Source organism: Coprococcus sp. AF16-22 (assembly GCF_003461545.1).
GTDB lineage: Bacteria > Bacillota > Clostridia > Lachnospirales > Lachnospiraceae > Coprococcus > Coprococcus aceti.
Genome location: NZ_QTXH01000003.1, coordinates 326,765 through 342,906 on the forward strand (window position 1 = coordinate 326,765; position 16,142 = coordinate 342,906).

The following is a 16,142-nucleotide window of genomic DNA, read 5'->3' on the forward strand; positions in this document are numbered from 1 at the left end:
AAACGGCTTAGACTATCCGCCCCGCCTGCCGGCGGGAGAAATGATATATATTAGACAAGGAGGATTAAGGGATGAAAGATTTGATACTTGGTTTTAAACTTCTTAGATATGGATATAAGTTAAAGACAAATGTGATGATGTTGGGGTTATTCACTGCAATAGGTTTATTGATTGAAATATCATCACACGGAACGAATATTCTGGGCGGTTTCTATTTTATGCTGACTGGAATGTTTGCCTATCAGATGATAATATACATGAATGCATCGGACTATGTGCAGTCAAGCGTGATGAAGAGAAAACTGGAGGTGGGAATGCCAGTGATCGTCAGCACAGTTGTGTATCTTGTACTTTTCACAATACTTGTTGTGGAGAAATATATACTTATCAGAATGTATCCGGAGAATACAGAAAACTATCTGGATACATTGTTTATGATCATATTTATATTGTTCGGAGCTATGATATTCTGCGGTGTATGTTACAAATATTTTGTGGCAAGCTTTATTGTGTTTATGCTGGTGATAATGACCTGCATGTCAACAATCAGTCATATATCAGATGTTATAAGTCTTGGGCTTGTAAAGTTTGCTGTTCTTGGATATGCGGCCATCCTTTTGGGTGGTGTTATAGAGTATTTAATCAGTTCACTTCTCTACAGAAAACAGTTGTCAGAGATCGCAATGAGCGGACTCAGCAAGAGCATGAAGTAAATTGAAATACAAATAAACTTAATAAAATAGACGGAACAGAGCCGGTTGCGGATCGTGCGGGATTGCCGAAGAGAGGGCGGTCACAGCAGAAGATTTGTAACCGGCTCTATTGCTATTATCTGGTGAGTGGAATATAATATTTAAGAATGTGCGCACTGTAAAAATCCGGCAGCTGCGCATAAGAGTAATGTATAAAATGCAGAATCATAACGACAGACACTGATAAGTCAGCATATGAATTTGAAAAGAAAGATATAAGGAATTTATATGGTACAGAACATATTGTTTGATCTGGATGAGACACTGCTGGACTTCAAGCGCAGTGAGAGCAGAGCGCTCTCAAATATGCTCAGGCATATAGGGGTGGAGCCTACAGAAAAGGTCATATCCAGATACAGCGAGATCAACAAATCAAGATGGAAGCTGCTTGAACAGGGGCTGCTCACAAGGCAGCAGGTTAAGGAGAGCAGATACGAGATACTTTTTGCAGAGCTGGGAGTTGACTACTCTGCTGCAGAGGCGACAGCCTACTATGAGGATCAGCTCAGCCAGAAGGGATTTGTATTCCCTGATACGATAAAGCTGCTTGATACTTTGTATGGACGATACAAGCTGTACATTGTGTCAAATAGCGGAGCATACGTACAGACTGGAAGAATGGCAGACTGCGGTATAGTAAAATATTTTGAGGATATATTCATATCTGAGGACGCCGGAGCGGAGAAACCGTCCAGAGAATTCTTTGACTATTGCTTTGGTAGGAGACCAGAGATAAAGGCAGATGAGACTGTGATCATAGGAGACAGTCTGACATCAGATATTCAGGGCGGAATAAATGCTGGGATAAGGACGATATGGTTCAACCCTGATGGTCAGCAGGCGGCGGATATACATCCGGACTATGAGGTGAAAAAACTTATGGATATTCCGGCGCTGCTTGAAGAGTTGTAAGCAAAAAAACAAAATTATTTATCGGGACCGGATACAAATGAGTCCGGATATAAATGAGTCCAGATTGAAATAAACAGTAATAGTCAAATATACAGAGGTAGTACATGAAGATAAGAGATTTGATAACACAGGACAAGGCGACACTCTCATTTGAGGTGTTCCCGCCAAAGAAGGATACAGACTTTGCGGATGTTGAGGCAGCGGCGCTTGGTATAGCGGCATTTAAGCCGGATTACATGAGCGTTACATATGGTGCCGGGGGAAGCACCAAGGGGCATACGATCCAGCTTGCCCAGGAGATCCAGGAGAAGTACGACGTGCCGACCATAGCACATCTGACATGCGTGTGTGCCAGCAAAGAGGGCATCAAGACTGCGCTTGCTGACATGAAGAATGCCGGTATAGAGAATATACTTGCTCTCCGCGGCGATATACCGAAGAACTATGATGGACAGGTATTTGCAGAGTTCTCACATGCATCAGAGCTGGTGGAGCTCATCAAGGAGACAGGAGATTTCTGCGTGGGCGGAGCATGTTACCCTGAGGTACACCCAGACTCGGCAAATAAGCACGAAGACATAATTGGGCTTAAGAAAAAGGTCGATGCTGGATGTGATTATCTCACGACCCAGATGTTCTTCGACAACAACATATTCTTTAATTTCATGTACAGAATCAGAGAGGCGGGAATATCAGTGCCGATCATACCGGGCATTATGCCTATAACAAGAAGAGTACAGGTCAAGAATGCTGTCAAGCTCTCAGGTTGTAACGTGCCGGAGAGATTCAAGAGCATAGTCGATGCATTTGGCGATACTGAGGCTGCGATGAGGCAGGCGGGAATTGCATATGCCACAGACCAGATCATAGATCTCATGGCAAATGGAGTGAAGCATATACATGTGTATTCCATGAATAAGCCTGAGGTTGCGGCAGGAATACAGAAGAATCTATCGGAAATACTTAAGATATAAAATTTATTGACAGACCTAGAGTCGGGACATCATGAGGGACAGCAATAGGATGGTGTTCAATGAAAGGAGTATCGGGTTATGAAACCGGTTATATCAGTGATTTTTACAGCCGGAAGCGGTGTGGAGACATGCCGGACAAAGCTGGCTGGCCAGACATTTAAGGAGTACGAGATAATAGAAGCGGACAGATTCGCGGGGATTGAGCGCGCGCATGGAGAATATATACTGTTCGTGGATGGCTCGGAGGTTTATCCAGAGAACATGCTGGAGAAGCTGCATGACGCCGCAGAGCAGAGCGGGGCGGACATGGTGATTTCGAACTGCGAGCTTATAGACAGTGACGGTGGGAAGACCTTCGGAAGAGGTATACATTTTGAGTGGGTTCACGGCGGAAAGCAGGTGTTTAACTGGAAGGACTGCCGTGGCAGGATCATGAATGTGGTACGACCATTAGTTGGCAATAAACTCTACAGAAAGCAGTTCATAATAGATGCAGGACTGGGCATTGCCGGTTGTGACAGCGAAGCGATATATTCGGCAATTGGAGCTGTAGCGGCGGAGAAGATAGCATATATAAGCAATCTGACATTTTCAAGGAATGTTGTTCCTGAGAGTGAGGCTGAGAAGCTGCCGGATGTTCCGAAGACCGTTGACTGTGTGACGGAGCATGTGAAGGGCATGGCAGACAGGACTGATCTGTGGAATGCTGTTATGTACTTTGCCATACGTCAGTATGTGGACAATTATGAGAAGTATTGCAGAGAACTGGATTCTGCAGAGAGAATAGAGTTTTACGAGAAAGCGCACAGCGTATTTAACAGTGAGATATTTGACGGATTGACAGAGAAGGGACTCAATGATGACAAGTTATTCCGCAAATATTCCATCATAAAGAAACATGATTCATCGGAGCTGAAAAAGCTCAAGACGAGAAGGATAATAGTGTCGCTCACATCCTATCCCGCCAGAATTGCGGGCATAGCACAGATGCTTGAGTCGATATATTCACAGACCAGAAAGGCAGATAAGATCGTTTTGTGGCTGGCGGAGGAGCAGTTCCCTAATAGGGATGACGATCTCCCGGATGATCTCAGAAAGCTGCAGTTTGAGGATAAGCTGGAGGTCAGATGGTGTGATGATCTGAAGCCGCACAAGAAGTATTTCTATGCGCTGCAGGAGTTCACGGACGACGTGGTCGTGACGATAGATGACGATCTGCAATATCCTCCATACATGCTTGAGAATCTGTATATGTCATATTTACAGTATCCAGAGGCGGTATCCGCTGTGAGGACACACTGGATGGTCATTTCGGATAAAGGGCAGCTTATTCCGTACAGGTATTGGATGAAGGAGACGGTTGCCTGTCTGTACAGACCAAAGATGCAGTTATTTGCAACCGGGGGCGCAGGAACTTTATATCCACCAGGAATTTATGATGATAAGTGGTTCGACAAAGACAAGATGGTGGAGATGTGCCTGTGGGCGGATGACATCTGGCTTAAGCTAATAGAGATCATGTCAGGAGTTCCGGTTGTGGCGGCTATGCCATGTGAGGATCTTCGGTACTTACCGGGCTCACAGGAAATAGGCCTTTACCATAAGAATGTGGACGCCGACCAGAATGACGTTCAGTTACAGAAGATAGAGGAATGGCTTAAACCTGAATATGGAGATAATGCACTTGCGAATAAGATTCTTGAATATGATGGAGAGCCGGTAGAGGATGCACTGATCAGGGTATGTGAATGTCATGAAAAAGAACGCAGAGAATTGAGGAATGAGATTGGTAGAAATTCCAGACAATTAAAGAAACGCATTGAAGAAAATGAGCGTGCCTACAGGGAAAAGTCAGAGATAAATGCCAAGCTTCAAAGAACATACAAGGAAAAGTCGGAGATAAATGCAAAACTACAGCAGACATATAAGGAAAAGGCTGACAGGGGTATCCGGATAAAAGAACTTGAGAAGGAGAAATCTGATCTTCAGGCAAAACTTGGAGAACTTCAGGCAGAAAAAGCAGATATTCAGAAGAAATTGGAACAGCTTCAGGCAGAGAATGTTGTTTTGCAAAAGCAGCGTTCAATATGGTATAAAATAAAAAAGTGATAAAAATAAAGAAAGAAGGAAATAAAAATGACACTTGAGAAGTTACAGAAGGATATGATAGCAGCAATGAAGGCAAGGGATAAGGAGAGAAAGGACAGCATCTCATCCCTCGTATCAGCAGTTAAGAAGGTCGGAATCGATAACGGCTGCAGAGACAACATTCCTGAGGATATAGTTGACAGTGTTATCCTCAAGGAGATCAAGTCTGTAAAAGAGCAGATCGATACCTGCCCTGCAGACAGAACAGATCTTCTGGAGCAGTACAAGGCAAGATATGATGTGTTCAACGAGTATGCGCCAAAACTTCTGTCAGAGGATGAGGTGAGAGATATCCTCACAACAAAATTTGCAGATGTGATAGCAACAAAGAATAAAGGCCAGATCATGAAGGCTGTTATGGCTGAACTCAAGGGCAAGGCAGACGGCAAGGTCATCAATCAGGTTGTGGCAGAGCTTTGCAAGTAGAGGAGAAAGTGTTTTGAAATTTGTAGGAATTGAAAAGAAAGAACAGGGAAAGTTCATCACACGATACGATGTTCAGTACGAGACTGTAGACGGAATAGTTAAGAACTATGAGATGATAAGCAGGAATGGAGAAATCACCGATTTCGAGGGACTTCATGGCAAGGCAGCAGATGCGGTGGTCATCATCGCCACAGACGAGGCAGATGAGAGGATCCTTATAGATAAGGAGTTCAGACTTGCTCCGGGTGAATGGGTATATAATTTCCCTGCCGGACTCATAGATCCGGGGGAGACTCCTGAGGTCAGTGCCAGACGTGAGCTTATGGAGGAAACGGGACTTGAGCTGTACGAGATCAGTGACACAATAGGGACAAGCTACAGTGCTGTAGGATTTTCAAATGAGACAAATATGTGTGTTGTAGGCAAGGCGAGAGGCGAGTTCAAGCCGAGCACTTCAACTCTGGAGGAGATCACTCCAGGATGGTACACAAAGGCAGAGGTAAGAGAACTGCTCAAGACTGAGAAGTTTGCAGCCAGAACACAGGCCTTCTGTTATGTGTGGAGCAGACAGTGATATGAGAATGAAAAAGGAGAAATAATCTATGGAAAAATTACCTGGAAAGGGAATGGTGACGGCATCGTCGCTCATCATGCTCATATGGGGGCTTGTAAATGCCGGATATTATGACATTGCAAAGCTTGTGCTTGCAGATGAGCCATCGACAAAGGCTGTCGTATGTGGCGTTGTGGCCGGAATAGCATCGCTTGCGGCCATCATAGGCGGTATATTTGGAATAGCCGGAAGCAACAAGGTTGCAAAGGCGTCTGCCATAGTTGTATGGGCAGCATTTCTGGTGATACTTGCGATAATAAGCGGTATAGTGACACTGGTGTCCGGTGACAGCAAACTGATAGCAGTGATTATGATGATCGTTGGAATAGTGGTTCCGGTTATCATGTTTATGGGTGCTGCGAAAAACAGGGCAATCAGATAATTAATTGCTTTTTAGATATTGTCAAGCTATAGATAGTTGATAATAAAGATGTGGATTACAGGAGGAGATTGATGAGTAAGCAAAAAACTCTAAGACAAAAAATGATCATCATTGCATTGGCATTTTTCTTACCGGTTATTATAACGTTGATTGTTATGGCTGTGTGCGGAGTGGTACCATTTGGTAACAAGTCTACGATGATCTGGGATTCATTGCTACAGTATAAGGACTATTATGGATATTTATGGGATGTGTTTCATGGAAATGCAGGTATAGAATATTCTACAGGAAAAGCACTTGGCGGCAGGATGATAGGGATAGTAGCTTATTATTTGTCTAGTCCATTAAATTTGTTTATTGTGTTTTTTTCAAAGGCGCAGATACCACAGTTTATGGCATTTATGATTTTGCTCAGAATTGGTTTGTGTGGAATAACAGGATACATATATGTTGATAAAAGGTTCAAAATATCGGTGATACCAGGCCTTGTATTATCATCGTTATATGCACTTATGGAATATAATGTGTATAATTGTAGAAACGTTATGTGGCTTGATGGAGTTATTATTTTGCCATTGATAGCACTAGGAGTATGGAAGTGCGTTGATAAGAAGAAAACGGGACTGCTATTTACTTCTGTATTCGTTGCAATTTTCTGTAATTGGTACACTGGCTATATGGTATGTCTGATGTCAGGAATACTATTTATTGTTGAATATCTTAATGCAAATGACTTTAGTATAAAAAAAGCGTTGAAAACAGAATGGAAAAGTATATTTAGATATATAGTAACAATGTTATGTGGAGTGTTGGCGAGTCTGTGTATACTTCTTCCTGCGTGTATGGCGCTTGTTGGAGGAATTGCAACAAATAATACCGTTGGATTGAGCCGTATAGTTAATATGGATATAACACAGTTCCTTAGTGGATTTGATGTTGGTGCGAAAGTGAATGCGCAGGATGCACCCCCTATTTTTACGGGAACCATCGTTCTTATTGCTGTTGTTGCATTTTTCTTTAATTCTGCTGTGAAGAAAAAAGAAAAAATCTGTATGGCATGTCTGCTTGCTTTGTTGTGCAGCTGTTATTGTCTTAGAGATTTAGAACTTGTGTGGACAGCCTTTGTTAGAAGCACTTCATACTTCTTCAGATTTAGTTTTGTACTCTCTTTTGTAATGATAATGATCGCTGCAAGAGAGGTTCAATTATGGGAAAAAGACCAGGTATCAAAAAAAGAAGTAGCTTCTGCAATGGGGGTTGTTGCAGTAGGTTTGGCATTTTTATATTATATAAAGAAAATAAATTCACCGCGTAATATAGTCATTATTTATATGGCAATTTTTGGTATAGGGATAATAGTGCTGTTATGTGGTAACAATAGAAAAAATGTTTCCAAGGTAGTATGCTTTGGAGTGGCATGCCTGACTGCGATAGAAGCCGGTTATAATGTGTACATTGCTTTTTCTGAATACAATAATGATGCAAGGAGTTTTTCTGATTACACAGTTGCTGCCGAGAATATAGTCGATAGTCTTAATGATACTGAGAAGGGAAGCTTTTTCAGATATGAAAATGATTATAATTATCTAAAGACTATTGGAAGAGATATAGCGACGGGGGAGTCACTGCTGTATGGTTATAATAGCATAGAGCATTATAGTTCAGCTTATGATTTTAATGTTGACAGATTTCTAGCTTATATGGGATATTCTGATATCCCTGGGGAGAAGCTTTTTTTACGTGAGACATATTGGAATAGTCCTATGCTGCTGACAGATTCTTTGCTGTCAATAAAATATGTCCAATTAAAGAGTCCGGCATCAGGATACGAGAAAACGGATCTGAAGACTCAGTATGCACAGGTATATAAAAATAAATACGCTTTGCCCCTCGGCTATCCGGTGAATGACGATATAAAGAAGGTTTCATTTGGCAATGACCCATTTGAAAATCAGCAGAACCTGTTATCCGCTATGCTTGGTGAAGAAGTAGATGTATATGAGAATGTTGATTCAGAATATATACATACTGACAAGAATGGTAATGAAGAATGGAAATTGGATGTAAAAAAAGATGGACCGGTATACGTGTTTGTTGATGGAAGCAAAACACATAGTAGCTTATATGATAACAATTGTGAGGTATATGTAAATGGCGAGTTGATTCAGAATGCATGTCACAGGTTTGAAATCAACAGCATGTACATTGGTGAATATAAGGCTGGAGATCAAATAGATTTAGTTATAAAGAGAAAAACCAATAGGGACAAGAAGCATACATTGTATGTATCGCAGCTGAATACAGATGTGTTTGAAAAAGCGATCAATATTCTTAACACTGGATATAAAACAGATTTAAAAATTTCTAAAAATAGAATTACTGGTGAAGTAGATGTTGACGATGATACAGAAATACTGCTTTCAATACCTTATGAAGATGCATGGTCTGCTGTTGTGGATGGTAAAGAGGTTAAAATTGATGAGCTTGCAGATACTTTTATGGGAATAAAACTTGATAAGGGTAAGCATACAGTACAAATGGTTTATCATACGCCAGGTTTGAGGCTGGGGCTGATCATGTCACTTGCTGGATTCCTGATTTATGCAGGTGTAGAGATAGTTAAGAAAAAAATGAAAAAACAGAAAAATAAAACGGCATAATATATTATGGAAAATAGTTATAAATTTTTTCAGAATACACAATGTGAGTTTTTCCCGTGTCATAAAGTGGAGAAAGTAGAGAACTTTAATTGCATGTTCTGCTACTGCCCACTTTATCGCGAGGAACGGTGCCTAGGTAATCCTGAGTATGTGATCAGCCGGAAAGGGCAGCGGATAAAAGATTGCAGTAATTGTCTTTTAGTACATCAGCCAGAGATGTATGATATGGTTATTGGACGCCTTCAGAGGGAAGATGAGCTTTTGCATATAGATCTTCGAAAGCTCAAGACTCAGGTGAAAGAACGATTGATACAGATTACCCATATAAATGAAATAGATGCAGATATGAAGTATGAGCATCAGATCAATATTGACAGAATATTGGATGAGGTTATGAAAGATATGTCTGGATCTTGTGCGGTGGATGTTCTTTTACAGGAATTTGCTCCTGAGTGCATTTGCCCCGGCTATTTTACTTTTTGTGGGAAAAAGATAGAGTGCGGAATATTGACACAGCTTGACATCAGTCTTATTGATAAAGGTTACATTTATGCATTTCATGCACCGGTTGTAGATCTGGAAAACACTGGTTCTGTGCTTGACCAGTATTACATGGAGGCATTTCAGATGGCATGCATGGATGTCATAAGAGGGTGGCTGCAAGGATATCTTGAGAGAAAGAACAGTGTATATGAGAAGAAGTATTGCAGTCCGTCGTTCGGTCCAGGATACTATGGAATGGGCATGGAGGCAGTACCTGAGCTGCTGGGGCTTATGGATTCATCGCAGGCAGGCGTGTCATGGAACGGAGAACACATGTCACCGAAGATGAGTCTTGTAGGAACATATCTGATCGCGGGTGAAGATGTGTATGCAGTGGGCTCCGATTGCAAGAGCTGCATCGGACAAAAAGGTGGCTGCGAATTCTGTATAAAGCACTGAATTTATACCAAGTAGGAGCAGGAGTGTTCTGCTCCTACTTAGAATTATAGTTATTAGTCCAAATCGAAACTAAAGACCGCTTTGTCGAAATTGCGGTTCTTTAAATCTTCATCTGAAATGATCCAAAAGATATTCCATAGACAACCAATGTTGTAACCATATTGAAACAGCAGATGAGTTTTTGCGTTTACATCCGGAATATTACCCCCCGTAGGATAACCGAATAATTTGTTTCCGTCATACGAAAGATATTCGATATCATAATCTGGAGCAACTTCTTCAAGACGGTCAAATAGGTCACAGTCAAGCACATCTCCCAGTGGCTGATAATCTGTGGTGAGTCCAAACTCGACAGCCTTTTCCTCAAAAGTTTCTGTAAAATACTTTGAATAATATGGAACAGGCGGCTCAGTTCTCTTTAAATTTGACAGGTCGCCATTGTACCAGATCACCTTGTGATAAGCCGAATTTTCAGGGTCGTCAGCAACGCTTTCAACCCATTTGTTGGTCTGGTGAATTGAGTCGATTTCTCCGCTCCAGAAAAAATATAAAATACCCGTGTGCGGAAGCCTGTTTTCAATATCCAAGTCGGCAATGTCCGCAAGATTGATTTGAGCAACAAGCTGCATTGCTGATTTTTCGTACCGCTCAGTGTCATCTCCGCGCTTGCAGGAATAGCCCGACATTGTGGGATATGGAATTTCGGGCGGAAGATCGGGAAAGCCGCCGATTTTACTTGTGCCTTTTGCAATTACATTTTCCACATCCTTCACACACATTTTAATAGTATTTTTTCGGTAGTCTTTAATACTTTCTGCAATATCAGTGTGTCCTTCTTTAATAAGGAATTCAATCAAATCCATTTCGTGCATTTTCGCCTTATACCCCCTAATCCCTATTGTTAAAGTCAACATATCCATTATACCTCGTATCGCCTAATTTGCATACACATTTAATGGCTACCCTGCCTTTGGGATTCCTGCGCCAGAAATACCAGACTGACAGTAAGAGTCACAGCCTCGGTCGCAGGTGCAGCAAACCACAAGCTGTTGCCACCGGTCAAAACTGGGAACGTCAGTATACACACGCTGCTGAGTATGATGTTTCGGAGCAGTGATATACACAGCGACTGCCCGGATTTCAGTATGGCCTGAAGATAGTAGGAGGTCATCAGGTTGATCCCAAATGGCACAAATGCAAAGAAGTACGCTCTGACACCAAGATCAGCAATGACACCAAGGCCTTCATTCATATCTATAAATACATTGCACAATGTTCGTGGAAAAAGTATTCCAATAAGTGAGAACAGCACGCCCATGATCAGGATGGTTGTGTAAGCCATTCTTTTTATGGTTTTTATTCTGCTTATGTTATCTGCTCCGTAGTTGGTCGAGATCACAGGCTGCACGGATTGACCAACTCCTGTGAACAGAGAGTTGAACAGGATGACGCAGTTGGAGATGACGCTGTATATGGACAGGGCATTCTCGCCGCAGTACTTCAATATCTGTATGTTAAACAGCAGCACTATAAATCCATTTGCAAATTCATTGAAAAAGCTCGGGATACCGGCTGTCACAATATTTTTCATGCTGTTCAGGATCCTGTGTGGCATTATGAAACGCAGCTCATTCTTCTTGCTGAGGAAATGCGATGAGGCGACAAGTACCTGGATCAGCATACCGATAACAGAGGCAAGTGCGGCTCCGCCGATTCCCTGCTTCAGCGGGAATACCAGTACGATGTCCATCACGATATTGAACACTCCGCCCAGCAGGACGCCTGCCATGGCTCGGTTCGGATCATTGTCAGCCCTCACAAATATAGCTATGAAGTTGGAAAATACTGCAACCGGCAGGAACATATTTATATAGTGCATGTATGACATGGCATATGGGTATAGAGTGGCATTTGCACCCATGAGCCTCAGCAGTGATGGCATGCATGTTATGTACAGTATCCACAGCAGCGCGGTGATGGCCGCGATCATCATGAATGACACGGTGAAGTAGCGGTTAGATTTGACTGTGTTGCCACTTCCTCTGTGCACGCTCATCTGCACTGATCCACCTACGCCAAAGAGAATTCCGGTTGACATAAGTATGCACAGCAGAGGCGTTGTGATGCTCAGAGCGGCCAGGGCATCAGCTCCAACACCTTTGCCGATGACGATGGCATCAGTCAGGGTGTATATGGACATGACCATGGCACTTCCAAGGGAAGGAATGAGGAATTTGAAGTAAAGCTTTTTCAGATCGTCTTTTAACAGATTCATTTGTAAATCTCCTTAATAAAAAAAGTTTATAATTGAAAATCGGAAAGGCACATGATTGCGGGGACACATTAACCTGCCAGCCGCAAAAAAAAGAGCCAGATAAGATAATCATCTTATCTGGCTCATGAAAATTCTGATATATTGTATCGCGATTCATGTTCCATCCGGGAATCCTGCATCTGCAGAACACCTTGCAAGGTATATTAATATTCAACATACCGTCCGACTTGTGTTATTATAACAGGAGGTTAGCAAATGTCAAGGACTGATTAGGGGGATATTATGGAATATAGGATGGCGGACGCGAGCGATATAGATATGTTGATGAATGTCAGATTGTCCATGCTTAGGATAGTCAATGATCTTCCAGTTGATTATATATTTGACGATAAATTGGTGACAAACAGCAGGAGATATTTTCTTGAAGGTGATCAGACAACTGTTGTAGCTGTCGATGACGGAAGATGTGTGGCGTGTGCCAGTATGTCTTATATTGAAATTATGCCAACATTTTCTCATACTTCTGGAAAGAGAGCACATCTCATGAATGTATATACAGAAAAGGACTATCGGAGGAGAGGAATCGCCAGGCAGCTTGTGAATATGCTTATAGAGGATGCGCGTGTACATGGTGCCACGGAGATAAGTCTTGATGCCACGGAAAGCGGCAGACCGCTGTACGAATCAATGGGATTTAAGGCATCTGAGGAGTGCATGGTTATAGATATACAGCAATTATGATGCTTTGGATAATATACGGTTTACATACATATATTTACGGAGACAGACGGAGGCAGACATAGCTATGGAGGTAAGAGATAGCATAGAAAAAAGACACAGTATTAGAAGGTTTAAAGATACCCCAGTGGAGCCGGCGATTATAAGACAGCTTATCGAGGTGCGGCGATCCAGAACCTGTTGCAGAGAATCCGGAGATGCGGCCTGGAAAGAAAATGGATGAAGTGCTAGAATACAGATAATTACAACAAGGAGGACGTACAGCCATGTTACTGGAAAAGGCAGAAAAGTTTCTTGAAGATAAAGGATATGGAGACAGGATCATACTTATGGACGCTCCGACGTCAACTGTTGCCATGGCGGCGGAGGCGCTTGGAGTTGAGCCGGGCATGATCGCTAAGACCATGGCGTTCATACAGGATGACAAGATAGTACTCATACTCACCGAGGGCATAGCCAGAGTTGACAATAGGAAATATAGAGACAGATTCCACGTCAAGGCGAAGATGGTGCCATTTGATAGCGTGGAGGAGCTTGTCGGACATGCACCGGGCGGAGTGTGTCCATTTGGAATAAATCTGGGGATAGATGTATACCTTGATGAGAGCCTCAAGAGATACGAGAGGGTTTTTCCTGCGGCGGGCAATGACCACAGTGCAGTGAATCTCACCATCTCTGAGCTTGAGGATGCATCTGGGGCTGCCGGCTGGGTTGATGTGTGCAAGGAGCCGGAGAAGTAAGCTGTTAATCAGGTTAATATGAGTCTGCGGATGGTGCTTATTATACGAATTAAGTATTTGGGAAAGGAAGAATGGGTGTATGGACATAACGATGCTTGGAACAGGAAGTGCACTTGTGACAGAGTGTTATAATACATGCTTTGTGCTGTCAGATGGAGACGAACATTTTCTAGTGGATGGCGGCGGTGGTAACGGCATACTGTCACAGCTTAAGAAAGCGGGTTTTAACTGGCAGGACATGAGGACAATATTTGTGACGCATAAACATATGGATCATATACTCGGCGCGGTGTGGATGATCCGCATGATATGCCAGCATATGAAAAAAGGTTCGTATGAAGGCGAAGCCGTTATATACGGACATGACGAGGTCATCGCTTTACTTAGGGAGATGGCAATGCAACTTCTTAATAAGAAGGAGACAGTATATATTGGTGACAGACTTCATCTGGTTGAGGTGAATGACGGCGATACGAAAGAGATAATGGGCAAAAAGGTCACATTTTTTGATACTGGTTCAACTAAGACAAAGCAATTTGGATTCTGTATGGATATGGGTGATGGCGCGAAAATTACGTGCTGCGGAGACGAGCCTTACAATGATTGTGAGGAGAAGTATGCGAGAGGCAGCAAATGGCTGCTCCATGAGGCATTCTGCCTGTATTCTGAGGCGGATATATTTGATCCATACGAGAAACATCACTCAACAGTCAAGGATGCCTGTGAACTTGCAGAAAAGATTGAAGTTCAGAATCTGTTGCTATATCATACAGAGGATAAAAATATAACACATAGAAAAGGATTGTACGTGGCAGAGGGCAAAAGGTATTACAGCGGCAACCTGCATGTGCCAGATGATTTGGAGAAAATAAGACTTTAGAGATGGGCAGGAAAGAATATAGTCAAAATCTGAGAGAAATTAGAAGATGAATGACTTTCTTGAACAATAGAATTGTTTGAAAATTCAGGCAACTAGAAAAGAGTTTGCTAAAGATAGGCGATAAAAAGGAGAGATCGAAATGAACAATCCAATAAAGGAACTGACTAAGCGGGAATGGCTTATCTGGCTGTGTTCCCTCATTATAGTGCTGGTATCGAATCTTCTCACTGCAGATTTGGACATCCTCACACTGGCGGCGGCACTCATAGGCGTGACATCGCTTATATTTGCTGCAAAAGGAAATGTGTGGGCGCAGATATTGATGGTCGTATTCAGCATATTATACGGTATAATATCATTCAGGTTCCGCTACTGGGGTGAGATGATAACCTACCTCGGGATGACGATGCCGATGGCGGTGTGGTCCGCCATAACGTGGTTCAAGAATCCGTCGGAGGGCAACAGCAGTGAGGTTGCCATACAGAAACTGACAAGAAGACATGTGATATGGCTCACTGTCAGCACGGTGCTTGTAATGGTTGTATTCTACTATATACTCATGATACTTGACACGCCGAATATAGTGTTCAGCACAATATCCATAGTCACAAGTTTCCTGGCGGCTGCGCTCACCATGCTGAGATCGTCATACTATGCGGTGGGATATGCAGCAAATGATGTGATTCTGATAGTTTTGTGGGTTCTCGCGTCACTTGAGAATCCGGCATATATTCCTGTAGTTGTAAACTTCGTCATATTCTTTGCGAATGATATGTATGGCTTTGTGAGCTGGAAAAAGAGGGAAGTGAGGCAGGCTGTGGATTTGTAGGAGATAATTGCAATATCACACTGAACTGCTTTATATGTTCACAGTGAGCAGGCAGACAGAATGATAAAAGAATAAATAGAATATAAGTGAAATATTATCATAATAGGAGGACGCACAGATGAATATCAACATAAGAGAGTACACGACAGAAGATGCGGTCGCTGCGTCAGAAATTTGGAACCAGGTTGTTGATGACGGAGTAGCATTTCCACAGGAGGAAGACCTGACACCGGAATCAGGCGGTGCATTTTTCAAAGAGCAGACATATACTGGTATCGCCGAGAACGCAGAGAGTGGTGAGGTGGTAGGACTCTACATACTTCATCCGAACAACGTGGGAAGATGCGGACATATATGTAACGCCAGCTATGCCGTGAGACGCGACGTCCGCGGTGAACACATAGGAGAAAAGCTTGTGCTTGACTGTATCTCCATGGCAAAGAAGAAAGGCTTTGGAGTGCTCCAGTTCAATGCCGTAGTAGCATCAAATGTACATGCACTCCATCTGTATAAAAGGATTGGTTTTACTCCGCTAGGCGTTATCCCGGGAGGCTTCAGAATGCCGGATGGACATTACGAGGATATCATTCCGCACTATTATGACCTTAGAAAAGATGCAGATCAGTAATGAGTTGCAGCATACGGTGTAACATCACAGAAAAATATGTTGATGTTACGATCTGACAGCGGTATACTTGTTGTCAGAGAATTGGATAGTATATGGGGAGCTGGCGAGTTAGCCGGCTGAGAGGAGGCTGAACGCTTCGACCCACAACCTGATGCGGATAATGCCGCCGTAGGGATACGTTTGATACATACATAATGATGTAAGAAAGAAGAGACGCATTCCTGTGTCTCTTTTTTCATAAGG

At 42.6% G+C, this 16,142-nt stretch carries 17 protein-coding genes and 1 riboswitch; of the genes, 15 read left to right on the forward strand and 2 right to left on the reverse strand.

Annotated elements, in window-relative coordinates:
- The first annotated feature begins 71 nt into the window (after window positions 1–71).
- The 9 genes from DWW60_RS05830 (at window position 72) to DWW60_RS05870 (ending at window position 9,809) form a co-directional block, all read left to right on the forward strand.
- Window positions 72–713, forward strand: a complete 642-nt coding sequence (locus tag DWW60_RS05830) for a hypothetical protein (protein WP_117550651.1) — start codon at window positions 72–74, stop codon at window positions 711–713.
- Between the two features lie 267 nt (window positions 714–980).
- Window positions 981–1,664, forward strand: a complete 684-nt coding sequence (locus tag DWW60_RS05835) for a YjjG family noncanonical pyrimidine nucleotidase (protein WP_117874589.1) — start codon at window positions 981–983, stop codon at window positions 1,662–1,664.
- Window positions 1,665–1,768: 104 nt separating this feature from the next.
- Entirely contained in the window at window positions 1,769–2,638 is an 870-nt protein-coding gene (gene metF / locus DWW60_RS05840; protein ID WP_015533832.1) for a methylenetetrahydrofolate reductase [NAD(P)H], read from the forward strand.
- 78 nt (window positions 2,639–2,716) lie between these two features.
- Window positions 2,717–4,747: a glycosyltransferase gene (locus DWW60_RS05845; protein WP_117874590.1), complete on the forward strand. Its 2,031-nt coding sequence runs from the start codon at window positions 2,717–2,719 to the stop codon at window positions 4,745–4,747.
- Window positions 4,748–4,774: 27 nt separating this feature from the next.
- The gene (locus DWW60_RS05850) at window positions 4,775–5,212 is read left to right on the forward strand and encodes a GatB/YqeY domain-containing protein (RefSeq protein WP_015533834.1); all 438 of its coding nucleotides are present in this window, start codon (window positions 4,775–4,777) and stop codon (window positions 5,210–5,212) included.
- Between the two features lie 13 nt (window positions 5,213–5,225).
- Window positions 5,226–5,786, forward strand: coding sequence for an NUDIX hydrolase (locus DWW60_RS05855; protein WP_055146459.1), 561 nt, complete (start codon window positions 5,226–5,228; stop codon window positions 5,784–5,786).
- 28 nt (window positions 5,787–5,814) lie between these two features.
- Window positions 5,815–6,207 carry a hypothetical protein gene (locus DWW60_RS05860; RefSeq protein WP_117874591.1) on the forward strand — a complete coding sequence of 131 codons (393 nt, stop codon included), beginning with the start codon at window positions 5,815–5,817 and terminating at the stop codon, window positions 6,205–6,207.
- 71 nt (window positions 6,208–6,278) lie between these two features.
- Entirely contained in the window at window positions 6,279–8,867 is a 2,589-nt protein-coding gene (locus DWW60_RS05865) for a YfhO family protein (RefSeq protein WP_117874592.1), read from the forward strand.
- 6 nt (window positions 8,868–8,873) lie between these two features.
- Window positions 8,874–9,809 (forward strand): cysteine-rich small domain-containing protein, encoded by a 936-nt coding sequence (locus DWW60_RS05870; RefSeq protein ID WP_117874593.1) that lies wholly within the window; start codon window positions 8,874–8,876, stop codon window positions 9,807–9,809.
- 53 nt (window positions 9,810–9,862) lie between these two features.
- On the opposite strand, the gene DWW60_RS05875 is transcribed toward DWW60_RS05870, so the two are convergent.
- Together DWW60_RS05875 and DWW60_RS05880 are read right to left on the reverse strand one after the other, a co-directional pair.
- Window positions 9,863–10,672, reverse strand: a complete 810-nt coding sequence (locus DWW60_RS05875; protein ID WP_243002924.1) for a DUF1963 domain-containing protein — start codon at window positions 10,670–10,672, stop codon at window positions 9,863–9,865.
- A gap of 89 nt (window positions 10,673–10,761) precedes the next feature.
- A complete protein-coding gene (locus DWW60_RS05880; protein WP_117874594.1) occupies window positions 10,762–12,084 on the reverse strand; it encodes an MATE family efflux transporter in 1,323 nt (440 codons plus the stop codon).
- A gap of 282 nt (window positions 12,085–12,366) precedes the next feature.
- Between DWW60_RS05880 and DWW60_RS05885 the strand changes: the two genes are divergently transcribed.
- The 6 genes from DWW60_RS05885 to DWW60_RS05905 all read left to right on the forward strand — a co-directional run bounded on the left by DWW60_RS05885 (window position 12,367) and on the right by DWW60_RS05905 (window position 15,899).
- Window positions 12,367–12,825, forward strand: a complete 459-nt coding sequence (locus DWW60_RS05885; RefSeq protein WP_117874595.1) for a GNAT family N-acetyltransferase — start codon at window positions 12,367–12,369, stop codon at window positions 12,823–12,825.
- 64 nt (window positions 12,826–12,889) lie between these two features.
- A complete protein-coding gene (locus DWW60_RS13395) occupies window positions 12,890–13,045 on the forward strand; it encodes a hypothetical protein (RefSeq protein WP_158564628.1) in 156 nt (51 codons plus the stop codon).
- A gap of 43 nt (window positions 13,046–13,088) precedes the next feature.
- Window positions 13,089–13,562, forward strand: a complete 474-nt coding sequence (locus tag DWW60_RS05890; RefSeq protein WP_117874596.1) for a YbaK/EbsC family protein — start codon at window positions 13,089–13,091, stop codon at window positions 13,560–13,562.
- 79 nt (window positions 13,563–13,641) lie between these two features.
- Window positions 13,642–14,442, forward strand: coding sequence for an MBL fold metallo-hydrolase (locus DWW60_RS05895; protein ID WP_055223193.1), 801 nt, complete (start codon window positions 13,642–13,644; stop codon window positions 14,440–14,442).
- A gap of 139 nt (window positions 14,443–14,581) precedes the next feature.
- Window positions 14,582–15,271, forward strand: a complete 690-nt coding sequence (pnuC, locus tag DWW60_RS05900) for a nicotinamide riboside transporter PnuC (RefSeq protein ID WP_117874598.1) — start codon at window positions 14,582–14,584, stop codon at window positions 15,269–15,271.
- A gap of 118 nt (window positions 15,272–15,389) precedes the next feature.
- Window positions 15,390–15,899 carry a GNAT family N-acetyltransferase gene (locus tag DWW60_RS05905; RefSeq protein ID WP_117874600.1) on the forward strand — a complete coding sequence of 170 codons (510 nt, stop codon included), beginning with the start codon at window positions 15,390–15,392 and terminating at the stop codon, window positions 15,897–15,899.
- Between the two features lie 83 nt (window positions 15,900–15,982).
- Window positions 15,983–16,091: riboswitch (TPP riboswitch) on the forward strand.
- The last annotated feature ends 51 nt before the right edge of the window (window positions 16,092–16,142 follow it).